Origin of the sequence: Streptomyces bohaiensis, assembly GCF_012033785.1 — a bacterium.
Classification (GTDB): domain Bacteria; phylum Actinomycetota; class Actinomycetes; order Streptomycetales; family Streptomycetaceae; genus Streptomyces; species Streptomyces bohaiensis.
The window spans coordinates 1-23,212 of record NZ_JAAVJC010000027.1; the positions used below are offsets into that span (position 1 = coordinate 1).

At 70.5% G+C, this 23,212-nt stretch carries 14 protein-coding genes and 1 pseudogene; 3 read left to right on the forward strand and 12 right to left on the reverse strand.

The annotated features are described in order from the left end of the window. Together HCN52_RS05845 and HCN52_RS05850 are read left to right on the forward strand one after the other, a co-directional pair. On the forward strand, positions 1 to 1,045 hold a 1,045-nt coding region (locus HCN52_RS05845; RefSeq protein WP_312876561.1), incomplete at its 5' end, for an LCP family protein. A gap of 228 nt (positions 1,046 to 1,273) precedes the next feature. Beyond that, complete coding sequence (locus tag HCN52_RS05850; protein ID WP_312876562.1) at positions 1,274 to 2,260, forward strand: endonuclease/exonuclease/phosphatase family protein; 987 nt, start codon at positions 1,274 to 1,276, stop codon at positions 2,258 to 2,260. Positions 2,261 to 2,375: 115 nt separating this feature from the next. Here the strand turns inward: HCN52_RS05850 and HCN52_RS05855 are convergent, their stop codons facing one another. The 8 genes and pseudogenes from HCN52_RS05855 to HCN52_RS05890 form a co-directional block, all read right to left on the reverse strand. Beyond that, entirely contained in the window at positions 2,376 to 6,290 is a 3,915-nt protein-coding gene (locus tag HCN52_RS05855) for a DNA-directed RNA polymerase subunit beta' (protein ID WP_168087295.1), read from the reverse strand. Positions 6,291 to 6,416: 126 nt separating this feature from the next. Next, positions 6,417 to 9,902 (reverse strand): DNA-directed RNA polymerase subunit beta, encoded by a 3,486-nt coding sequence (gene rpoB, locus HCN52_RS05860; protein ID WP_168087296.1) that lies wholly within the window; start codon positions 9,900 to 9,902, stop codon positions 6,417 to 6,419. Between the two features lie 614 nt (positions 9,903 to 10,516). Then, positions 10,517 to 10,900, reverse strand: coding sequence for a 50S ribosomal protein L7/L12 (gene rplL, locus HCN52_RS05865; RefSeq protein WP_168087297.1), 384 nt, complete (start codon positions 10,898 to 10,900; stop codon positions 10,517 to 10,519). Positions 10,901 to 11,004: 104 nt separating this feature from the next. Further along, positions 11,005 to 11,556, reverse strand: coding sequence for a 50S ribosomal protein L10 (rplJ, locus tag HCN52_RS05870; RefSeq protein WP_167933001.1), 552 nt, complete (start codon positions 11,554 to 11,556; stop codon positions 11,005 to 11,007). 344 nt (positions 11,557 to 11,900) lie between these two features. Continuing rightward, the gene (locus HCN52_RS05875; protein ID WP_168087298.1) at positions 11,901 to 12,800 is read right to left on the reverse strand and encodes an SCO4651 family lipoprotein; all 900 of its coding nucleotides are present in this window, start codon (positions 12,798 to 12,800) and stop codon (positions 11,901 to 11,903) included. Between the two features lie 232 nt (positions 12,801 to 13,032). Next, entirely contained in the window at positions 13,033 to 13,749 is a 717-nt protein-coding gene (gene rplA / locus HCN52_RS05880; RefSeq protein ID WP_168087299.1) for a 50S ribosomal protein L1, read from the reverse strand. A gap of 80 nt (positions 13,750 to 13,829) precedes the next feature. Further along, entirely contained in the window at positions 13,830 to 14,264 is a 435-nt protein-coding gene (gene rplK, locus HCN52_RS05885; protein WP_167935620.1) for a 50S ribosomal protein L11, read from the reverse strand. Between the two features lie 328 nt (positions 14,265 to 14,592). Next, positions 14,593 to 16,500, reverse strand: a pseudogene (locus HCN52_RS05890) (glycoside hydrolase family 48 protein); the annotation flags it as partial. A gap of 770 nt (positions 16,501 to 17,270) precedes the next feature. On the opposite strand from HCN52_RS05890, the gene HCN52_RS05895 reads away from it, so the two are divergent. Beyond that, positions 17,271 to 18,668, forward strand: a complete 1,398-nt coding sequence (locus HCN52_RS05895; RefSeq protein WP_168087301.1) for a glycoside hydrolase family 6 protein — start codon at positions 17,271 to 17,273, stop codon at positions 18,666 to 18,668. A gap of 214 nt (positions 18,669 to 18,882) precedes the next feature. Here HCN52_RS05895 and HCN52_RS05900 read toward each other — a convergent pair whose 3' ends face one another. The 4 genes from HCN52_RS05900 to HCN52_RS05915 all read right to left on the reverse strand — a co-directional run bounded on the left by HCN52_RS05900 (position 18,883) and on the right by HCN52_RS05915 (position 23,211). Further along, a complete protein-coding gene (locus HCN52_RS05900) occupies positions 18,883 to 19,515 on the reverse strand; it encodes an MBL fold metallo-hydrolase (protein ID WP_168087302.1) in 633 nt (210 codons plus the stop codon). After that, complete coding sequence (locus tag HCN52_RS05905) at positions 19,512 to 20,597, reverse strand: S-(hydroxymethyl)mycothiol dehydrogenase (RefSeq protein ID WP_168087303.1); 1,086 nt, start codon at positions 20,595 to 20,597, stop codon at positions 19,512 to 19,514. The genes HCN52_RS05900 and HCN52_RS05905 overlap by 4 nt, the downstream gene beginning before the upstream one ends. A 121-nt stretch (positions 20,598 to 20,718) precedes the next feature. Continuing rightward, on the reverse strand, positions 20,719 to 21,597 hold the full coding sequence (locus HCN52_RS05910; protein ID WP_168087304.1) for a LysR family transcriptional regulator: 879 nt from the start codon (positions 21,595 to 21,597) through the stop codon (positions 20,719 to 20,721). A gap of 144 nt (positions 21,598 to 21,741) precedes the next feature. Continuing rightward, a complete protein-coding gene (locus HCN52_RS05915) occupies positions 21,742 to 23,211 on the reverse strand; it encodes a cation:dicarboxylate symporter family transporter (protein WP_168087305.1) in 1,470 nt (489 codons plus the stop codon). Position 23,212 lies beyond the last annotated feature (1 nt).

The following is a 23,212-nucleotide window of genomic DNA, read 5'->3' on the forward strand; positions in this document are numbered from 1 at the left end:
GGTCGACACGACCGCCGACTCCCCCACCCCCGGCGCCGCACCGCCGACCCGCCGAAGACGCCGCTGGCCGAAGGTCCTCGCGGCCTGCCTCGCCGGGCTGCTGGTGCTCGGCGCCGCCGGTGCCGGCTGGGCCTACTGGCGCACCGAGGAGAGCCTGGACAGCATCAAGCGCATCCCGCAGGCGATGCCCACCATGCCCGAGGAGCAGCAGCCGCAGCGGATCGAGGGCGACTCACTGGTCTTCCTCCTCGTCGGCCTCGACGCCGAGTCGGCACCGGACACCGGCGTCGGGGACACCGAGGTCACCGCCGACGGCGAACCGGCCGCCTGGGAGGCGGGGGCCGCGCGCAGCGACACGATGATGCTGCTCCAGATACCCGCGGACCGTTCCGCCGCCACCATCGTCTCGCTGCCGCGGGACAGTTGGGTGGAGGTGCCCGGCCACGGCAGCTCCAAGCTCAACGCCGCCTACTCCTGGGGCGGGCCGGCGCTGATGGTGGAGACGGTGCAGAACCTCACCGACCTCCGGATAGACCACCTCGCCGTCATCGACTGGGCGGGGTTCCGCGAACTCACCGACGCCGTCGGCGGAGTACGGGTGGACGGCGAACGCCTGGACGGCCGCGACGCGTTGGACTACGTCCGTGAACGCAAGGGGCTGCCCGAGGGCGACCTCGACCGCAACCGGCGGCAACAGCACTTCCTGCGCTCGCTGTTGGAACAGACACTCAGCTCGGACACCCTCTCCAGCCCCACCCGGCTTAACGGGCTGCTCAACGCCGTGGGCGATGTCGTCAGCGTCGACGACGGGTTGAGCAACAGCGACATCCGCGATCTGGCCTGGGGACTTCGCAGCCTGGACGACGAGGAGGTGCGGTTCATGAACGCTCCGGTCGTCGGCACCGAGACCATCGGCGGGCAGTCCGTCGTCATCCTCGACGAAGAGGCGGCCGCACCGCTCTGGAAGGCCATGAAGGAGGACGCCGTGGGCGAGTTGGTCGAGCGCGGCGAGGCTCCGGAGGACCTCGGGGAGGAGGTCGCCTGACCGTGCCGTCCCTGCTGCCGGCCGCACCGGGGGCCGGCCGGTGAGGTCGGGGCCGCGCGCGTGGCGGGCGGGACGCGCGAAGGGGGGTGTCGGGGCAGGTCCCGGCACCCTCCCGTCGCGTGGGCGGCGGCAGCGGTTGCGCCCCTCTCCCCTCTGGTCGTCGACCACCGCGTCCGACCGTCCGGGCACCGCCGAAACCACCACGGGCAGGGCCGCGTCCTGCCCCCTGTGACAGCTACTTCCGCCGACACCGGCGTCGACACCGGCGCACGCGACCCGCGACCGACGTGGCGAGAACCCCGGGGCCGGGTGCCCGCGGCGCTCGCCCTGCTGACCGCGCTGCTCCTCACCTTCCCGGGTTCCGTGCCCAACGCCGGTCTCCGGTTGGGCAGTCTGCTGGAGAGCTTCCTGCCCTGGCTGGGCCTCGCCGTCCCCGTTCTCCTCCTCGCCGCACTGCTGCGGCGCTCCGCGCTCGCCGCCGTGGCGGTGCTGCTGCCGTTGGCGGCCTGGGGCGTGCTCTTCGGCCCGCTGCTGCTCCCCGGACCAGGCCCGCAGCCGCGCGAACTGCTGGTGCTCCAGCACAACGTCAGCGACGAGAACACCGACCCGGTCGGCACCGCCCGTGCGATGGCCGCCGCCGGGCCCGACCTCATCGGCGTCCAGGAGCTGCTCCCGGAGGCCGTGGAGAGCTACCGGCGGACACTCGACCCGGAGTACCCCCACCACGCCGTCCGAGGCACCGTCGCCCTGTGGTCGAAGCACCCGCTGACCGAGGTCACCGCGTTGGACATCAAGCCGCGCGATCTCACCGAGCCGTGGAACCGCGGACTGCGGGCAGTGGCCGCCACCCCGCACGGGGAGGTCGTCGTCCACGTCGTCCACCTCCCGTCGATGCGCCTGGGCGCCGGCGGCCTCTCCTCCCAGCGCCGCGACGAGAGCGCCGCGCTGCTCGGCCGCGTGATCGCGGAGGAGGCACCGGGCACGGTGATCCTGCTGGGCGACCTCAACGGCACCACCGAGGACCGCGGACTCTCCTCGCTCACCGAGCAGCTGAACGTCCCGGAGCGCGGCTTCGGGTTCAGCTTCCCCGTCGGACTCCCGGTCGCCCGGATCGACCAGGTCATGGCACGCACCGCCACCGTCACGGACCTCCGCACGCTCCCCGCCACCGGCAGCGACCACCTCCCGGTCACCGCCCGCATCCTGCTGCCGTAGCCCACTCCCGGGAGGTCGGAAACCCGGAAGCCCGGAGCCTGCCCGCACAACGCCGACGGGCGGCCGCCCCCGTGAGGGAGCGACCGCCCGTCTGCGTGGTGCGGAGCGCTGCGGCTCAGCCCTGGTAGGGGCCGTAGTCGTAGTCGTCCAGCGGCACCGCCTGGCCGGAGCCGGCGCCGAACGGCGAGTAGTCGATGTCGTCGTAACCGACGGCCGAGTACATCGCGGACTTCGCCTCCTCGGTGGGCTCCACCCGGATGTTGCGGTAGCGGGAGAGACCCGTACCGGCCGGGATGAGCTTACCGATGATGACGTTCTCCTTGAGGCCGATCAGGGAGTCCGACTTGGCGTTGATCGCCGCGTCGGTGAGGACCCTGGTCGTCTCCTGGAAGGAGGCCGCCGACAGCCACGACTCGGTGGCCAGCGACGCCTTGGTGATGCCCATCAGCTGCGGACGGCCGGAGGCGGGGTGACCGCCCTCGGAGACCACGCGCCGGTTCTCGCCCTCGAACTTCGAGCGCTCGACCAGCTCGCCGGGCAGCAGCTCGGCGTCGCCCGACTCGATGATCGTCACCCGGCGGAGCATCTGCCGGACGATGATCTCGATGTGCTTGTCGTGGATGGCCACGCCCTGCGAGTTGTAGACCTTCTGGACCTGGTCGACCAGGTAGATCTGCACCTGGCGCTGGCCCAGCACGCGGAGCACGTCGTGCGGGTTGATCGCACCGACGGTCAGCGGCTGACCGACGACCACGCGGTCGCCCTCGCCGACCAGCAGACGCGCACGCTTGGAGACCGCGTACGGCTGCTCGTCGGTGCCGTCGTCCGGCGTGATGACGACCTTCTTGGTCTTCTCGGTCTCCTCGATCCGCACGCGGCCGACGGCCTCGGAGATCGGGGCGACACCCTTGGGCTGCCGGGCCTCGAAGAGCTCGACGACACGGGGCAGACCCTGCGTGATGTCGTCACCCGCCACACCACCGGTGTGGAAGGTACGCATCGTCAGCTGGGTGCCGGGCTCACCGATCGACTGGGCGGCGATGATGCCGACCGCCTCGCCGATGTCCACCAGCTTGCCGGTCGCCAGCGAGCGGCCGTAGCAGCGGGCGCAGGTGCCGACCGCGGACTCGCAGGTGAGGACGGAGCGGGTCTTGACCGTCTCCACACCGTGCTTGACCAGCTCGTCGATGAGGACGTCACCGAGGTCGGTGTTGGCCGGGGCCAGCAGCTGACCGTCGACCGTGATGTCCTCGGCGAGGCAGCGGGCGTAGACGCTCGACTCGACGTTCTCGGTCTTGCGCAGCACGCCCTCGCTGTCGCGGACGGCGATCGCCAGCTTGAGACCGCGGTCGGTGCCGCAGTCGTCCTCGCGGATGATGACGTCCTGCGAGACGTCCACCAGACGACGGGTGAGGTACCCGGAGTCGGCGGTACGCAGCGCGGTGTCGGCCAGACCCTTACGGGCACCGTGGGTGGAGATGAAGTACTCCAGCACGGACAGACCCTCGCGGAACGACGCCTTGATGGGACGCGGGATGGTCTCGTTCTTGGCGTTCGACACCAGACCACGCATACCGGCGATCTGCCGCATCTGCATCATGTTTCCTCGGGCACCCGAGTCCACCATCATGAAGATCGCGTTGGTCTTGGGGAAGTTGGCGCTCATCACGTCGGCGACCTTGTTGGTGGCCTCCGTCCAGATCGCGATGAGCTCCTGCGTGCGCTCGTCCTTGGTGATCAGACCGCGCTCGTACTGCTTCTGGACCTTCTCGTCACGCGCCTCGTAGGAGGCGATGATCTCCTTCTTGGCCTCGGGGACCAGGATGTCGGAGACGGCGACGGTGACGCCGGACCGGGTGGCCCAGAAGTAACCGGCGGACTTGAGGTTGTCCAGCGTGGCGGCGACCACGATCTTGGGGTAGCGCTCCGCGAGATCGTTGACGATCTCGGAGATCTGCTTCTTCCCGACCGGGATCTGCACGAACGGGTAGTCCTCCGGCAGCAGCTCGTTGAAGAGCGCGCGACCGAGGGTGGTCTTCAGCCGGAACGGGTCGCCGACCTGCCACTCGGCCACGCCGGAGTCCACGTCGGCCTCGGTGGGCGCCGGCGGGGTCCAGCCGCGGGGCGGCACGGAGCCGACCGGGAACCGGATCTCGACCTCGGCCTGGAGGGACAGCTCGCCGGCGTCGAAGGCCATGATGGCCTCCGCGGTGGAGCCGAAGGACCGGCCCTCGCCCTTGAGCACGCGCTCCTCGGCGTCGGTGGTGAGGAAGAACAGCCCCAGCACCATGTCCTGGGTCGGCATGGTGACCGGCCGGCCGTCGGCCGGCTTGAGGATGTTGTTCGAGGACAGCATCAGGATGCGGGCCTCGGCCTGCGCCTCCGCGGAGAGCGGCAGGTGCACGGCCATCTGGTCGCCGTCGAAGTCCGCGTTGAACGCGGTGCAGACGAGCGGGTGGATCTGGATGGCCTTGCCCTCGACCAGCTGCGGCTCGAAGGCCTGGATGCCGAGGCGGTGCAGCGTGGGCGCACGGTTCAGCAGCACGGGGTGCTCGGCGATGACCTCTTCGAGGACGTCGTACACCACGGTGCGCTGACGCTCGACCATGCGCTTGGCCGACTTGATGTTCTGGGCGTGGTTGAGGTCGACCAGCCGCTTCATGACGAAGGGCTTGAACAGCTCCAGCGCCATCGCCTTCGGCAGACCGCACTGGTGCAGCTTGAGCTGCGGACCGACGACGATCACGGAACGCGCGGAGTAGTCCACACGCTTGCCGAGGAGGTTCTGACGGAAGCGGCCCTGCTTGCCCTTGAGCATGTCGGAGAGCGACTTCAGCGGACGGTTGCCCGGGCCGGTGACCGGCCGGCCGCGGCGGCCGTTGTCGAACAGCGCGTCGACGGCCTCCTGAAGCATCCGCTTCTCGTTGTTCACGATGATCTCGGGGGCACCGAGGTCGAGCAGGCGCTTCAGGCGGTTGTTCCGGTTGATCACCCGGCGGTACAGGTCGTTGAGGTCGGAGGTGGCGAAGCGGCCACCGTCCAGCTGCACCATCGGGCGGAGGTCCGGCGGGATGACCGGGACGCAGTCCAGCACCATGCCCTTGGGGCTGTTGCGGGTCTGCAGGAACGCGGAGACGACCTTCAGCCGCTTCAGGGCGCGGGTCTTCTTCTGGCCCTTGCCGGTGCGGATGATCTCCCGGAGGCGCTCGGCCTCCTCGTCGAGGTCGAAGGTCTCCAGCCGCTTCTGCAGCGCGGCGGCGCCCATCGAACCGTCGAAGTAGGTGCCGAAGCGGTCGCGCAGCTCGCGGTAGAGCAGCTCGTCGCCCTCCAGGTCCTGGACCTTGAGGTTCTTGAACCGGTTCCACACCTCGTCGAGGCGGTCGATCTCGCGCTGCGCGCGGTCGCGCAGCTGCTTCATCTCACGCTCCGCGCCCTCGCGGACCTTGCGGCGCGCGTCGGCCTTGGCGCCCTCGGCCTCCAGCTCGGCGAGGTCGTTCTCGACGCGCTTGGCACGGGCCTCCAGGTCGGCGTCGCGGCGCTGCTCGATCTGCTGGCGCTCGACGGAGACGTGGGCCTCCAGGGAGGGGAGGTCGCGGGTGCGGCGCTCCTCGTCCACGAAGGTGATCATGTAGGCGGCGAAGTAGATGACCTTCTCGAGGTCCTTCGGCGCGAGGTCCAGCAGGTACCCCAGGCGCGAGGGGACGCCCTTGAAGTACCAGATGTGGGTGACGGGGGCGGCGAGCTCGATGTGGCCCATCCGCTCACGGCGCACCTTGGCGCGGGTCACCTCGACGCCGCAGCGCTCACAGATGATGCCCTTGAAGCGGACGCGCTTGTACTTGCCGCAGTAGCACTCCCAGTCCCGAGTGGGGCCGAAGATCTTCTCGCAGAAGAGGCCGTCCTTCTCGGGCTTGAGGGTGCGGTAGTTGATGGTCTCCGGCTTCTTGACCTCACCGTGGGACCACTGGCGGATGTCGTCGGCGGTGGCCAGGCCGATGCGGAGTTCGTCGAAGAAGTTGACGTCGAGCACTCTCGTCAATCCCTCTCAGGGGTTGGGCCTCCCGCCCCGTGGGGCGGGTGACCGGGTGAAAAGAAGTCTGATCGGGGTCCGGGGCGGCGCCGGGTCACCCGGGGTGGGTGACCCGGCGCGAACCCGTCAGACCTCTTCGACGCTGCTCGGCTCGCGCCGGGACAGGTCGATGCCGAGCTCCTCCGCCGCGCGGAAGACGTCCTCGTCGGTGTCACGCATCTCGATGGACATGCCGTCGCTGGACAGCACCTCCACGTTGAGGCAGAGCGACTGCATTTCCTTGATGAGCACCTTGAAGGACTCGGGAATGCCGGGCTCCGGGATGTTCTCGCCCTTGACGATCGCCTCGTAGACCTTCACCCGGCCGGTGACGTCGTCGGACTTGATGGTCAGCAGCTCCTGCAGGGCGTACGCGGCGCCGTACGCCTCGAGCGCCCACACCTCCATCTCGCCGAAGCGCTGGCCGCCGAACTGGGCCTTACCACCGAGCGGCTGCTGGGTGATCATGGAGTACGGACCGGTCGACCGGGCGTGGAGCTTGTCGTCGACCAGGTGGTGCAGCTTCAGGATGTACATGTAGCCGACGGAGACCGGCTCGGGGAACGGCTCGCCGGAGCGGCCGTCGAAGAGCTGGGCCTTGCCCGAGGGCTGGACCATGCGGTCGCCGTCCCGGTTGGGGAGCGTCGCCTCGAAGAGGCCGGCGATCTCGTCCTCGCGGGCACCGTCGAAGACCGGGGTCGCGACGTTGGTGCCGGGGGCGACGTCGTCGGCGCTGATCGCGGCGAGGCGCTTCTTCCACTCCGCGTCGATGCCCTCGACCTTCCAGCCCTGGGAGGCGAGCCACCCGAGGTGGATCTCCAGGACCTGGCCCGGGTTCATCCGGGAGGGGACGCCCAGCGGGTTGAGGATGACGTCGACCGGGGTGCCGTCCTCCATGAACGGCATGTCCTCGACCGGCAGCACCTTGGAGATGACGCCCTTGTTGCCGTGACGGCCGGCGAGCTTGTCACCATCGGTGATCTTGCGCTTCTTCGCCACGTAGACGCGGACCAGCTGGTTCACGCCGGGGGGCAGTTCGTCGCCCTCCTCGCGGTCGAAGACGCGGACGCCGATGACCTTGCCGGTCTCGCCGTGCGGGACCTTCAGCGAGGTGTCGCGGACCTCGCGCGCCTTCTCGCCGAAGATCGCGCGGAGCAGCCGCTCCTCGGGGGTCAGCTCGGTCTCGCCCTTCGGGGTGACCTTGCCGACGAGGATGTCGCCGGCCTCGACCTCGGCGCCGATGCGGATGATGCCGCGGTCGTCGAGGTCGGCGAGGACCTCCTCGGAGACGTTCGGGATGTCCCGGGTGATCTCCTCGGGGCCGAGCTTGGTGTCGCGCGCGTCGACCTCGTGCTCGTCGATGTGGATCGAGGAGAGCACGTCGTCCTGGACCAGCCGCTGGCTGAGGATGATCGCGTCCTCGTAGTTGTAGCCCTCCCAGGGCATGAACGCGACCAGCAGGTTCTTGCCGAGCGCCATCTCACCGGACTCGGTGGAGGGGCCGTCGGCGATGACCTGGCCGGCGATGACCTCCTGGCCCTCGCTCACCAGCACCTTCTGGTTGAAGGAGGTGCCCTGGTTGGAGCGGTGGAACTTGGCCAGGCGGTAGGTGACGTTGGTGCCGTCGGCGTTGGCCGCGGAGACGTAGTCCGCCGAGACGTCGGTGATGACCGCGTCCTGGTCGGCGCGGATGACGTCGCCGGCGTCGGTGGCGGAGCGGTACTCCATGCCGGTGCCGACCAGCGGGGACTCCGCCTTCAGCAGCGGCACCGCCTGGCGCATCATGTTGGAGCCCATGAGCGCGCGGTTGGCGTCGTCGTGCTCCAGGAACGGGATCATGGCGGTCGCGACCGACACCATCTGGCGCGGCGAGACGTCCATGTAGTCCACGTCGTTGCCGGTGACGTAGTCGATCTCGCCGCCGCGGCGGCGGACGAGGACGCGGTTCTCGGCGAAGCGCATGTCGTCGTCCAGGCGCGCGTTGGCCTGGGCGATGACGAAGCGGTCCTCCTCGTCGGCGGTGAGGTAGTCCACCGCGTCGGTGACGACGCCCTCGACGACCTTGCGGTACGGGGTCTCCACGAAACCGAAGGCGTTGACCCGACCGAACGCGGCGAGCGAGCCGATCAGACCGATGTTCGGGCCTTCAGGGGTCTCGATCGGGCACATGCGGCCGTAGTGCGAGGGGTGCACGTCACGCACTTCGAGGCCGGCCCGCTCACGGCTGAGACCACCGGGGCCGAGCGCCGAGAGGCGGCGCTTGTGGGTCAGACCCGACAGCGGGTTGGTCTGGTCCATGAACTGCGACAGCTGGCTAGTGCCGAAGAACTCCTTGATGGAGGCGACGACCGGCCGGATGTTGATCAGGGTCTGCGGCGTGATCGCCTCGACGTCCTGGGTGGTCATGCGCTCGCGGACCACCCGCTCCATGCGGGCGAGACCGGTGCGGACCTGGTTCTGGATCAGCTCGCCGACGTTGCGCAGGCGGCGGTTGCCGAAGTGGTCGATGTCGTCGGTCTCGACGACCAGCGGCTCGCCGTCGATCGCCACGGCCTCGGTCTCGCCGGCGTGCAGGCGGACCAGGTACTTGATGGTGGCGACGACGTCCTCGGTGGTGAGCACGCCGGAGTCGAGCGGCTCGTTGCCGCCCAGCTTCTTGTTGATCTTGTAGCGGCCGACCTTCGCGAGGTCGTAGCGCTTGGGGTTGAAGTAGAGGTTCTCCAGCAGGGTCTGGGCGGCCTCACGGGTCGGCGGCTCGCCCGGACGCAGCTTGCGGTAGATGTCGAGGAGCGCGTCGTCCTGGCCCTGGGTGTGGTCCTTCTCCAGGGTGGCGCGCATCGACTCGTACTCGCCGAACTCCTCCAGGATCTGCTCGGAGGTCCAGCCCAGCGCCTTCAGCAGGACGGTGACCGACTGCTTGCGCTTGCGGTCGACGCGGACGCCCACCATGTCGCGCTTGTCGATCTCCATCTCCAGCCAGGCACCCCGGGACGGGATGATCTTGGCCGAGAAGAGGTCCTTGTCGGAGGTCTTGTCGATGGAGGTGTCGAAGTAGACGCCCGGCGACCGCACCAGCTGCGAGACGACCACGCGCTCGGTGCCGTTGATGACGAAGGTGCCCTTGTTGGTCATCAGGGGGAAGTCACCCATGAAGACGGTCTGGGACTTGATCTCGCCGGTGTCGTTGTTGGTGAACTCGGCAGTGACGAAGAGCGGCGCGGCGAACGTGAAGTCGCGCTCCTTGCACTCGTCGATGGAGTTCTTCGGCGGCTCGAAGCGGTGGTCGCGGAAGGTCAGCGACATCGAGCCCGAGAAGTCCTCGATCGGGGAGATCTCCTCGAAGATCTCCTCCAGACCGGACTTGGTCGGGACATCCTGCCCGCTGTCCAGCGCGGCCTCGACGCGGGACCTCCAGGCCTCGTTGCCGAGGAGCCAGTCGAAGCTCTCGGTTTGCAGGGCAAGGAGATTCGGAACCTCGAGCGGTTCCTTGATCTTCGCAAAAGAGACGCGCAGCGGTGCAGTGCTGGCGCCGTGGTTCGTGTGTACGGTCGAGGCGTTGCGCGAGGCGGCCAAGAGGGGGTCCTTCCGAGGGCTCGGACTCTCTGCGCGCATGCCGGTCCCACTGGTGACGGACAGGGGGAGCAATACAGGCAGCGCAAAGGGACAGTGTAGCCACAAGACACACTGATGTCCAATACCCAACCGGGACCGTCACAGCCCCAACGACGCGGCCGCCCTCCGACCTCCACCGTCCCGGCCGCCTCGTCGCCGGTAGCGGTGTGTCTGCCGCATTGTTTCCCGCCCCGACACCGATCCATGCCTGAAATCCGGAATCGATGTCCCGTCGCACCAGCGGGGCGTCCCGAGAATCGCGCGAAGGGTGCGGTTCGTCAAGAGGGGACGATCCCTTCGCGCCGCCTCCACGGGACGGCGACGAAAGATCACCATACCCCTGACCACCGACAAGGCAAGGACGGCCGCGTCCGGGACGGTGAACGAGAAGAGGGGATCACCCGGCTGGGTGATCGCCTCTCACGTCTCCACAGTCCTCTTACGAGTGACCGTGAGGTGCCGAGCCCCTGCGCGCGCCCGGGGCGCACGAAGGTGCTGCGGCGGATCGGGTGGCCTGCGCCACCCGCCGGCGCCGCGGACCGGAGCCCGCGTCACGCCGGTGCGGTGACCTCAGGTCACTTGACCTCGACGGAGGCGCCGGCGCCCTCGAGGGCCTCCTTGGCCTTGTCGGCGGCAGCCTTGTCGACCTTCTCGACGACGGCCTTGGGGGTGCCGTCCACGAGGTCCTTGGCCTCCTTCAGGCCCAGGGAGGTCAGCTCACGCACGACCTTGATGACCTGGATCTTCTTCTCGCCGGCACCGGTGAGGATGACGTCGAACTCGTCCTGCTCGGCGGCGGCCTCGGCCGGGGCACCGGCCACGGCACCGGCGGCGACGGCGACCGGGGCGGCGGCCTCGACGTCGAACTTCTCCTCGAAGGCCTTCACGAACTCGGAGAGCTCGATGAGGGTCATGCCGCTGAAGTGCTCGAGCAGCTCGTCCTGGGTGAGCTTCGCCATGATGGCGGTCCTTCCACTAAACCGGCTGTTGCCGGGCTGTCTGGCGGTTGTCGCGTCCGGCGTCACGGATGTGCCGTCGGCCGCGGGTGCGAGGTGGAGCTACCTCACTCGGCCTCGGCGGGAGCCGCCGAAGCGCCACCGCCCTGCTCGACCTTGTCCCGGAGCGCGTCCGCGGTGCGGACGAGCTTCGTGAGCGGAGCCTGGAAGGTCGCCGCGGCCTTCGCCATGGACGCCTTCATGCCGCCGGCCAGCTTGGCGAGCAGCACCTCGCGGGACTCCAGTTCCGCGAGCTTGTTGATCTCGTCGGCGGACAGCGCCTTGCCGTCGAGCACGCCACCCTTGATGACGAGGGCGGGGTTCTCCTTCGCGAAGTTGCGCAGACCCTTCGCCGCCGTCACCGGGTCACCGGTGAGGAAGGCGACGGCGGTCGAGCCCGTGAGGTGCTCGTCCAGCTCGGCGATCCCGGCCTCGTTGGCCGCGATCTTGGTCAGCGTGTTCTTCGAGACGCGGTACTGCGCGTCCTCACCGAGAGCCCGGCGCAGGTCCTTGATCTGCGCCACGGTGAGACCGGTGTACGCGGTCACGACAGCGCCGTTCGAGTTCTCGAACTTCTGCTTGATCTCAGCGACCGCTGCGACCTTGTCAGGGCTTGCCATGAACCTCGGCCCTCCTTCCGGGTGTCACGGACCGCACGGAAGGGGCGTGAGAACACGAAACGCCCCGGCGCAGGCGCGGGGCGTGGTCCGGACGGGCACCTGGCGGGCGCACTCGTCGGAGGCTTCCTCGATCACCTGCGCGGGCGATCCGCGTTCGCGAATCCTTCGGCCGCCGGGATCGGGCCCGGCGACAACCAGCGGTCTCTGGCTTCGTGACGAGATTAGACGGTCCGGGCGCCTCGCGGCAAATCGCCCGGACGGCGGATGCCGGCGCGCGGCCCCGACACGACGCGGAGCCCGGGCCCGTCAGGGAGCGGGAGTCCCGCCCGAGGTACTGCTTCCGGTCAGAGACCGGCGCCGCGCGCGTCGGCGAAGTCGACGACGTCCGCCTCGTCCGGGGCCTCGACGTTCAGCTCGATGCCGTAGTCCTCGTAGACGGTGGAGTAGGAGACCTCGCCACCCTCCTCGACCGCGAACCGCATGTCGATGCGGGCGGGGAGATCGTCCTCGTCGACCCAGACGGTGAGCTCGAAGCCGTCGGCGCCCATCTGCTCCAGCGTCGCCAGCAGGTCCTCGACGTCCTCCTCGTTCATGTGGGCGGCCGACGCGTCGGCCGCCACGAGCTCCTCGGCGGTCAGCGTGCCGGCGTACTTCTCGGTGGCCCGACCGTCGAGGTCCTCACTGCCCACGTGCTCGACGTCGTCGCTCTCGAGCAGCAGGGCGACCTGCGAGGCGGGGCTCTGGGCCATGTTCTCGGCGGACTTCAGCTGCTCGGCGGTCTGGGCGAAGGCGGGGTCGTTCGGGTCGACGTCCTCGAGGTCGATCTTGACCCAGCTCGCCCCGTCGAGCTCCTCCTCGAAGGGGGTGCCGCCCATGTACATGACGTTGTCGATGAAACGGAGGTTCATGACGGCCTCGGGAACCTCCCCGGAGTCGTCACCCATCATCTCGGCCATCGCCTCGAAGAACTCGGTCATGTCCATGGTGACGTCCATGGCCAGCGGGTCCCAGCCGGTGACGCCGGAGAGTTCGTAGGAGAAGGCCATGCCCTCGGGCATGTCCATCGACATCGTCGCGGTGACGGCGACGGTGCTGGCCTCCGCCGACTTCTCCTGCGAGGCGCGCAGCGCCTCCGCCAGGCCACCGCTCTTCGCGTCGCCGTCCGACGAGCTGTCGTCGGAGCTGCACGCGGCGGTCGAGACCAGAACGCCGGCGGCGAGCGCCGCAGTGATGGCCTTGCGCATGGAACGCATCATCCCCCCAAGGGACTGTGTGCTGTTGTAGGAGTTGCGACGTTAGCCCACGGGTAGGACAACAAGCCGGTTCGAGCCCGTTCCGTAGCAGAACGGAGACAGCACTCCCCGCTCCCGGCTGCGAGGACGGCACGCGACGGCGCCCGTCGCCGGCCCCGGGAAGGGGTCGGCGACGGGCGCCGGGTGCTGCTCGCGGTCCCGCCCGAGGGGCGGGCCCGGCCGATCAGACGGCCGGGTCCTCCACCAGGAGGTTGCGGGTGCGGTTGGCGTCGACCGGGATGCCGGGGCCCATCGTGGTGGCGATGGTGGCCTTGCGGATGTACCGGCCCTTGGCCGCGGACGGCTTCAGACGCTGGATCTCCTCCATCGCGGCGGCGTAGTTCTCGACGAGCTGCGCCTCCTCGAAGGAGACCTTGCCGATGATGAAGTGCAGGTTCGCGTGCTTGTCCACGCGGAACTCGATCTTGCCGCCCTTGATCTCGGTGACGGCCTTGGCCACGTCGGGGGTGACGGTGCCGGTCTTCGGGTTCGGCATCAGACCACGCGGACCGAGCACGCGGCCGAGGCGGCCGACCTTGCCCATGAGGTCCGGGGTGGCGACGACGGAGTCGAAGTCCAGACGGCCCTTGCTGACCTCGTCGATCAGCTCGTCGGCGCCGACGATGTCGGCGCCCGCGGCACGCGCGGCCTCGGCACGGTCACCGGTCGCGAAGACCAGGACCCGGGCGGTCTTGCCGGTGCCGTGCGGGAGGTTCACGGTGCCACGGACCATCTGGTCGGCCTTGCGCGGGTCGACACCCAGACGCATGGCGACCTCGACGGTGGCGTCGAACTTGGTGGAGGTCGTCTCCTTGGCGAGCCGGACGGCCTCGAGCGGGGCGTAGAGCCGCGCGCTGTCGATCTTGGCCTCGGCGCCGCGGTGCGACTTGCTGCGCTTCACTTCTGCTCCTCCAGTGGTGCTGTGTGGTTCGGGGAGTCGTGGTACGGGCCCGCGCAGGCCCTTCCACGGGTGGGGGCGGTTCAGCCCTCGACGGTCACGCCCATGGACCGGGCGGTGCCGGCGATGATCTTGGACGCGGCGTCCAGGTCATTGGCGTTGAGGTCGGGCATCTTGGTGGTGGCGATCTCGCGGACCTGGTCGGCCGTGATCTTGGCGACCTTGGTCTTGTGCGGCTCGCCGGAGCCCTTCTCGATGCCCGCGGCCTTGAGGATCATCTTGGCGGCCGGCGGAGTCTTGGTGATGAAGGTGAAGGAGCGGTCCTCGTAGACCGTGATCTCCACCGGGATCACCCAGCCACGCTGCGACTCGGTGGCCGCGTTGTAGGCCTTGCAGAACTCCATGATGTTGACGCCGTGCTGGCCCAGCGCGGGGCCGACCGGCGGGGCCGGGTTGGCGGCGCCGGCCTTGATCTGGAGCTTGATCAGCCCCGCGACCTTCTTCTTCTTGGGAGCCATGGTTCTCTCCGGGTCCTGGTGAGAGGTTGACGTTCCCCCGGCGGCGGGATTCAGCCGGACGGAGGCATACCGCACCACGATAGCCGTTGGCGGGGTGCCGCCAAAATCCGGTTCCGGGGTGGTACGCGGCCGCACGTCGCGGCACGGGCCGCCGCCGGGCGCACGGACGCAGGGCCCCGCGGCGTGCTGCGGGGCCCTGCGCTGCACCGCCCGGGCACCGGGCGCGAGGCTCCGGTGCCCGGGCGGGCAGGGGACGGCGGCGGGCACGGGCGGAGTGGCCCGCCGTCGTCGTCATCGGGCACGCCGTCGCGGCGTGCGGTGGGATCGCTCAGTCGTCCTCGCCGAACAGGTCGGCGTAGGTGGCCAGCCCGAGTGCGACGTCCGCCTGGGCCCAGAAGCGGTGGTACTCGAAGACGGGCTCCGGCCCGCCGTCGAGGTACGCCTGCACCTTCGGCCAGTCGGGGTCGTCCTCGTAGAAGCCGCGGATCGAGGCGAAGGTGGCGTCGGAGTCGATGACGTCGCCGTTCGGCATGGTTCCGGTCCACCCCGGCGGGACGTACACCTCCTGGTCGAAGCGGCTGTAGTCGCCGCGGGACTCGGGGGTCGCGATGCCGACGTCGTCCCGGTGCTCCCACAGCGCGTCCAGTAGCCCGGCCGCGGCGGCCTGCGCCTCGGTGTGCCCGGTGGCGGCGGCGTAGAAGGCGAGGGCGTTGGCGAGGGAGCCGGCGACGCCGACGTCCTGGTTGTGGTCGGTCACCGTCACCGACAACCCGGCGTTGTCACCGGGATCGGCCGGGTTCCAGTCGTCGGGCTGGCCCGACCAGGCGAGGGTGGCGGGGACGGCGAAGTCGCCGTCGGCGCCGACCGTCGTCTCGGAGAGCACCCAGGGGACCCACTTGTCGAGGACCTCGCCGGCGGTGGCGTCGCCCGTCTCCAGGTACAGCTCGGCGAGCCGCTGCATCGACCACGCCTGCATGCCGAACCACTGGTTGGACGGCGGGTCCACGTAGACCGGCGCCTCCTGGTAGTACATGCCGTGGAAGGTCGCCGTCCCGGCCGGCGGGTTGCCGTAGGCGCCGCCCCAGCTGCTGGTGGCGCCGCCCGCGATCCCGCCCTCGGCCGACTGCAGCCAGCGGTAGAACTCGACCTGGCGCTCCAGGCTCGTCTCCCAGTCGCCCTGCGCGGTCGGGGAGGCCGGTACCAGGTCCGGGTCGGCGGAGAGGGCGTGGGCGGCCATCGGGTTCTGGTAGCCGAAGTGGTTGTGGCTGCTGCCGATGCGCCACGACCAGCCGCCGGAGGTGTCGGTCGAGCCGCCCCAGGCGTAGTACCAGGAGAGCAGGTAGTTGGCGCTGTTCTTGCCGGTGCCCGGCGCACAGGAGGGGCTGGTGCACCCCGGCTGCTTGAAGTACTTGTCGTAGTGGCCGTACCGCAGGTAGTCGCCCATCTTCGCGGCCTTGTCCAGCGTCGCGGCGATCTCGCCCTCGTTGCCCTGCTCGGTGGCCCACTTGTTGGCCCAGAACGCGGCCTGCACGGCGCGCGCGTCGGCGTCGGGCGCGTTGGTGTAGCGCCACTGCTCGGCGTACCCGTTGTCGTCCATGAACAGGTCGAGGTACCCGTTGGCCCCACCGTGGGAGAAGTCGTCGCAGGAGGGGTGCGGCACGGTCTCCCACACCGATTCCTCGGGCCCGCGCTGGAAGGTGTTGATGAAGGACGGGCCGGGGGTGTCCGGGCCGCCGGCGCAGGGCGCGCCGGGGGCGTTGCCGAAGCCGTACACGTTGTCGACGTCCTGGAGCCAGTGCATCCCGTAGATGTCGTTGGTGCCGTAGGTGGCGGCGAGCTCGCCGGCGAGCGGGTCGACCCCGACCGAGACGCCGTTGTCCATCGGCGCCGGGTACGAGGAGGGGTCGCCGTACTCGGGGGCGTAGGTGGCCGGGGCCTGCGGGTTGTAGAACCCGGTGGTGGGCTGGTCGGCGGAGCCCGGGATGACGTAGTCCTCCATCACCTGCCAGGCCTCGTTGAACGGGTCCCAGTCGCCGGTGACCTTGCCGTAGGCGGCCTGCAGCCAGATCAGGTAGCTGTACGCCTCGGAGGTCGTCTCGTGGCCGTGGTCCGGTGCCTCGACGATCAGCGTCTCGACGGAGTGGTAGGGGATGCCCTCCTCCGAGAAGTAGCCGTTGGCCGGGTCCATGATCTGGTCGTACAGCTCCAGGAACCGGTCCTCGTACTGCTGGGCCGCGAGTCCGGTGGGAGCGAGGTGCGGCTGGGCGCCGGAGTGCGAGGCGGCGGCGAGGCCCAGCGGCAGCGAGAGGGCGAGGGCGCCGGCCAGCAGCGGCAGGCGGCGGGGGCGGGAGCGGGTGGGCCGGGTGGTGCCGGGTGGGGGTGGCGATCCGAACGGGATCGGCATCGTGCCTCCTCAGCGGCTCGGGTGTGGGGGTGGTGAGGAGCGAGCGTCGCGCACGGTGCGGCCGTCCCGCCGCACCGAACTAGTGGGAGCGCTCCCACGGTGAACGGTCGACGGCGGAGCGTCAACCCCTCGCGTCGACATTCCCGCATCGCCGCAGGCCGGAGCGGAATCTTTCCCGGCCCCCTTGGCGGGCCCGGAAGTTGGCTGTACGTTCCCATCCAACTAGTGGGAGCGGTTCCACGGTTGTCGGGTCCGTCGTGACGACGGGTCGTGGCACCGGGGTCGCTCCGAGCCGCACCATTCCTCACCACCCCGCGCCCCTCCCGGTGCGCCCCGCCGACCGAGCACCGGCGCGGCCCCCGGGACGCAGTACGGCCGGGGAGGAGCGTCCCCACCGTCGCCACCCCCACCTCGCGACGTCATCCGCCCGGTCCGCTGCGCGGCCCGGCCGCGGCACCGCATCCCCGATGGGCACCACGGCACGACCCGCCGCATCCCGGCAGCCGCCGCCGCGGCGGGCGTGTCCCGCACCTCCCCACCCGCCGTGCGCGGGACGCACGGACGACCGCGCCCCGCACGACACGACGTTCGAGAGGAACCCCATGAGCCGCACCGACCGCACCCCCCACCGACGCAGGAGGCCCGCGCTCGTCGCCGGCGCCCTCGTCGGTGCGGCGGCCCTCACCGTCTCCACCCTCGGCACCGCCGGCGCCGAGGAGGCCCCGCGGACCATGCAGCGGGTCGACAACCCCTACGCCGGCGCCGGCGTCTACGTGAACCCCGAGTGGTCGGCCAACGCGGCCGGCGAACCGGGCGGCTCGGCCATCGCCGACCAGCCCACCGGAGTCTGGATGGACCGCACCGCGGCCATCGCCGGCAACCAGGGCGCCGGCCGCGAGATGGGGCTCGCGGACCACCTCGACGAGGCGGTGGTCCAGGCACAGGGCCACGACGACTTCGTCTTCCAGGTCGTGATCTACAACCTGCCCGGGCGTGACTGCGCCGCGCTCTCCTCCAGCGGCGAGCTGGGGCCGGAGGAGCTCGACCGGTACAAGACCGAGTACATCGACGCGATCGCCGACATCCTCTCCGACCCGGCCTACGCCGACCTGCGGATCGTCACGGTCATCGAGATCGACTCGCTGCCCAACCTCATCACCAACGTCGGCAGCCGGCCGACGGCGACGCCGCTCTGCAACCAGATGCTGGCCAACGGCAACTACGTCAAGGGGGTCGGCTACGCGCTGGCCACGCTCGGCGACATCGACAACGTCTACAACTACGTCGACGCCGGGCACCACGGCTGGCTCGGGTGGGACGACAACTTCGGCCCGGCCGCCCAGCTCTTCTACCAGGCCGCCAACGCCGAAGGGGCCTCGCCCTCCGATGTCGCGGGGTTCATCTCCAACACCTCGAACTTCAGCGCGCTGAAGGAGGACCACTTCTCCATCGGCGACACGGTCAACGGCACCCCGGTCCGGCAGTCCTCCTGGATCGACTGGAACCAGTACACCGACGAGCTGACGTTCGCGCAGGCGCTGCGGACCCAGCTGGTGCAGCTCGGCTTCCCCTCGAACATCGGGATGCTGATCGACACCTCCCGCAACGGCTGGGGCGGCCCCAACCGGCCCACCGGCCCGGGTCCGCAGACCAACGTCAACGCGTACGTGGACGGCGGACGCTACGACCAGCGCCACCACCTCGGGAACTGGTGCAACCAGGCCGGGGCGGGCCTCGGTGAGCGCCCGGTCGCCTCGCCGGCGGCCGGTATCGACGCCTACGTGTGGATGAAGCCCCCGGGGGAGTCCGACGGTTCCAGCCGTGAGATCCCGAACGACGAGGGCAAGGGCTTCGACCGGATGTGCGACCCCACCTACGGTGGCAACGCGCAGAACGGCTTCAACCCCTCGGGCGCGCTGCCGGACGCCCCGGTGTCCGGTCACTGGTTCCCCGCGCAGTTCCAGCAGCTGCTGGCCAACGCCCACCCGCCGGTGAACTGACGGCGCCGCGGCGCGGCGGCCGGGGGTGACACCCGCCGCCGTGCCGCTCGGTGGGAGGGGGCGGCACGTCCGTGCGCGCCGCCCCCTCCCACCGCACCCGATCCCCCCACCGGCCGTTTCCGCCGCCCGCCAGGCGGCGGAAACGGTCGGGGCCGTGCCGGGCCGCCGCGCTGTGGCGGGCGGTGGCAGTGGCGGGGTCGGGCGGTGGCGGGGCTCAGTGCCCGCGGTCGATCCACTCCTGGAGGTGCGGCGCCTCGTCCCCCACCGTGGTGGAGTCGCCGTGGCCGGTGCGGACGACCGTGGCGGGCGGCAGGGTCAGCAGCCGTTCCCGGATCGACTCGACGATCGTCGGGAAGTCGGAGAACGACCGCCCGGTGGCGCCGGGGCCGCCCTGGAAGAGGGTGTCGCCGGTGAAGACCGTGCCGAGGGCGGGGGCGTACAGGCAGACCCCGCCGGGGCTGTGGCCCGGGGTGTGGATCTGGTGCAGCTCGACGCCGGCGACGGTCAGCACCTGGCCGTCGGCCAGTTCGCCGTCGGGGGCGCGGTCGGGGTGGGTGCGGTCCCACAGCTCCCGGTCGGCCGGGTGCAGCAGGATCGGCGCGCCGGTGCGCTCGGCGAGCGCGGGCGCGGCGTCCACGTGGTCGTCGTGGGCGTGGGTGGAGACGACGGCCAGCAGCCGCCGGCCGCCGAGCGCGGCGACGATGGCGTCGGCGTCGTGGGCGGCGTCGATGACGACGGCCTCCTCGTCGTCCCCGACGATCCAGACGTTGTTGTCGACCTCCCAGGTGCCGCCGTCGAGGGAGAAGGTGCCGGAGGTGACCAGGTGGTCGATGCGCCCGGTGCTCACAGCTCGACCACGGAGCGGAGCACCTCGCCCTTCTCCATGCGGTGGAACGCGGCTTCGACGGCGTCGATCCCGATCGTCTCGGTGACGAACGCGTCGAGGTCGAGCCGGCCCTGCAGGTAGAGGTCGGTCAGCACGGGGAAGTCGCGCGAGGGCAGGCAGTCGCCGTACCAGGACGACGTGAGCGCGCCGCCGCGTCCGAAGACGTCGAGCAGCGGCAGTTCCAGGGTCATCTCGGGGGTGGGGACGCCCACCAGGACGACGGTGCCGGCGAGGTCACGCGCGTAGAACGCCTGCTTGTAGGTCTCGGGGCGGCCGACGGCCTCGATGACGACGTCGGCGCCGAAGCCGCCGGTGTACTCGCGGATGGCCTCGACCGGGTCGGTCTCGCGCGAGTTCACGGTGTGGGTGGCGCCGATGGAGCGGGCGGTGTCCAGCTTGGCCGCGTCGATGTCCACGGCGATGATCGTGGCGGCGCCGGCGAGGCGGGCGCCCGCGACGGCGGCGCAGCCGACGCCGCCGCAGCCGATGACGGCGACGGTGTCGCCGCGGCCGACGTTGCCGGTGTTGACGGCCGCGCCGAGGCCGGCCATCACGCCGCAGCCCAGCAGGCCGACGGCGGCGGCGCGGGCGGCGGGGTCGACCTTGGTGCACTGCCCGGCGGCGACCAGGGTCTTGTCGGCGAAGGCGCCGATACCGAGGGCGGGCTCCAGTTCGGTGCCGTCGGTGAGCGTCATCTTCTTCGACGCGTTGTGGGTGTCGAAGCAGTACTGGGGGCGGCCCCGCTTGCAGGCGCGGCAGGCGCCGCAGACCGCGCGCCAGTTGAGGACGACGAAGTCCCCGGGGGCGACGTCGGTGACGCCGTCGCCGACGGACTCCACGATGCCCGCCGCCTCGTGCCCGAGCAGGAAGGGGTAGTCGTCGGAGATGCCGCCCTCGCGGTAGTGGTAGTCGGTGTGGCACACCCCGCATGCCTGGATGCGGACCACCGCGTCGCCGGGTCCGGGGTCGGGCACCACGATGTCGGTCAGCTCCACCGGGAGCCCCTTGCCGCGGGCGATCACCCCGCGCACTGTCTGCGCCATGCCGAACTGCCCTTCTCACAGATGTGGACAACCGGCGGTGCGGATCAGCGTCCGCTCCGCCGCGTGCTGCTCACTCTGGTTCCCCGGGGACGGCACGTCCAACGTCCTGGCCCGATGGGATTCATCGCGCCGGGCGCTCAATCAACTCCAGCAGGGCCCGGGCCGCCGGGGAGGGGCGGCCGGTGGCGGGCAGCGCGATCCCGACGGCCCAGGTGACGTCGGTCTCCAGGGGCACGGCGGTCAGACCGGTCGCGGCCTGCTTCCGCGTGACGGGGCGCGGCACGACCGCGACGCCCATGCCGCGGTGGACCAGTTCCAGCAGGGTGTGGACGTCGTTCACCTGGAGCGCGACCTCCCGCGCCACGCCCGCGGCGGAAAAGGCCGCGCCGGCGGCGCGCCGCGCTCCCCAGCCGGGGTGGAGGTCGACGAAGCTCTCGCCGGCGAGGTCGGCGGGGGCGCGGGTGCCGGCGGCGGCCGCCGGGTGCCCGGGGGCGCAGAGCAGCATCAGCGGTTCGCGGGCGACGGGCCGCACGGAGACGCCCTCCTCGGTGCCGTCGTGCACGACGAACGCCAGGTCGAGCCGGCCGTCGCGGACACCGGCGACGAGCGCGTCGGAGCCGTCCTGGACCATGCGGACGGTGATGCCGGGGTGGCGGCTGCGCAGGTCGGCGAGGAGGTCCGCGGGTTCGACGACGCCCATGCACTGCTCGGTGCCGAGCGCCAGGCTGCCGGTGACCAGCCCCTGGACGGCGGCGACCGCGTCGCGCGCGGCGGAGGCGGACTCCAGGGTTCGGCGGGCTTCCCCGAGCAGCGCCCGACCGGCGTCGGTGAGGCGGACGCTGCGGGTGGTGCGGACGAAGAGCGGGGTGCCGAGGTCGGTCTCCAGCGACTTGATCGAGGCGGAGAGGCCGGACTGGGCGATCCGGAGCCGGTGGGCGGCGCGGGTGAAGTGGTGCTCCTCGCAGACCGCGACGAAGTGCTCCAGCTGTCTGAGTTCCACGTTCGGAATGTAGCGCGCTCGGCGGGGGTCGCGTCGGGGGCGGGTGGGCCGCGGCGACGGTCGACGGGACAGGCCCGGCCCGGTACCCCGGATGAGGGGTACCGGGCCGGGCCGGGGAGGGGCGGGCGGAGCCGCCCGCGGGGGTCAGCCGCGGGGGCTGCCGGCTTCCTCGGGGGTCTTCCCGTCGCGGTCGGTGTCGGCGCCGTCCTGGTCGACGGGGTCGGTGGCGAGGGCGTCCTGGGACTTCTCACCCTCGTTGATCTCGTTCATGCCGGCCTCGGCCTCGGCCTTCATCAGCGCGTCCACGTCGACGGTGTCGGGGTTGTCCAGGACGTACGTGAGGCGGTCGCGGTCGAGGTCGCCCGTCAAGCGGGCGATGGCGAGCGTGCCGATGCCGTTGCCGGTGAGGTTGGTCAGGGCGCGGCCCTCGCTCATGAAGCGGTCGATGCCGACGATGAGCGCGATGCCGGCGACCGGGATGACCGAGTCGAAGGCGGCCAGCGAGGCGGCCAGGGTGACCAGGCCGGCGCCGGAGACACCGGCGGCGCCGTTGGAGGAGATCAGCATGAAGACCAGCAGGCCGATCTGGGTCCAGATGGAGACGTCCACGCCGAAGGCCTGCGCGATGAAGAGCGCGCCCATGGACATGTAGATGGCGGTGCCGTCCAGGTTGAAGGAGTACCCGGTCGGGATGGTCATGCCGACGACGTGCTTGGGGGTACCCGCCGCCTCCAGCTTGGTGAGCATGCGGGGCAGCACGGTCTCGGAGGAGGAGGTGCCGAGGACGATGAGGAGCTCGTCCTTGATGAACCGGATGTACTTGATCAGGCTGAAGCCCGAGGCGTAGCAGATGGGGCCGAGCACCAGGAAGATGAAGAGCAGGCAGGTGACCCAGAAGGACACCATGAACGAGGCGAGCGAGCCGAGGATCGCGGAGCCGTGCTCACCGATGGTGAAGGCGATGCCGCCCATGGCGCCGAGGGGGGCGACCCACATGACGAGCTTGATGACGCCGAACATGACCTTGGCGAAGGTGTCCAGGCCGCGGATCATGCCCTCGGCGCGGGCGCCGAGCATGGTGAGGGCGCAGGCGACGAGGATCGCGAGCAGCAGGACCTGGAGGAGCTGGCCGTCGACGAAGGCGCTGGCGAAGGAGGTCGGCACCAGGCCGAGGAGGAAGCCGGTGAAGCCGGCGTCGGCCTCGCCCGCGGAGGAGATGGCGTTGTCGGCCGCGGAGGTGTCGAACGAGTCGATGTCGTAGCCCAGACCGGCGCCCGGCTGCCAGATGTTGATGACGACGAGGCCGATGGCCAGGGCGAAGACCGTGGTGATGTTGAAGTAGAGCACGGTCCGCAGAGCGAGCCCGCCGGCCTTGGCGAGGTTGCCCATACCGGCGATGCCGACGACGACGGTCGCGAAGATGGTCGGGGCGATGACCACCTTGACCAGCTTGATGAAGAGGTCGGCGAGCCACTTCATCTCGGCACCGACACCCGGTGCCGCGATGCCGATGGCGATGCCCAGCGCGATACCCAGCAGCACCCAGAAGTACAGGTGCGTGTATATGGGCTTCTTCTTCTTTTTCACCGTCGACGTCGTCGGCGTACTCGTCATG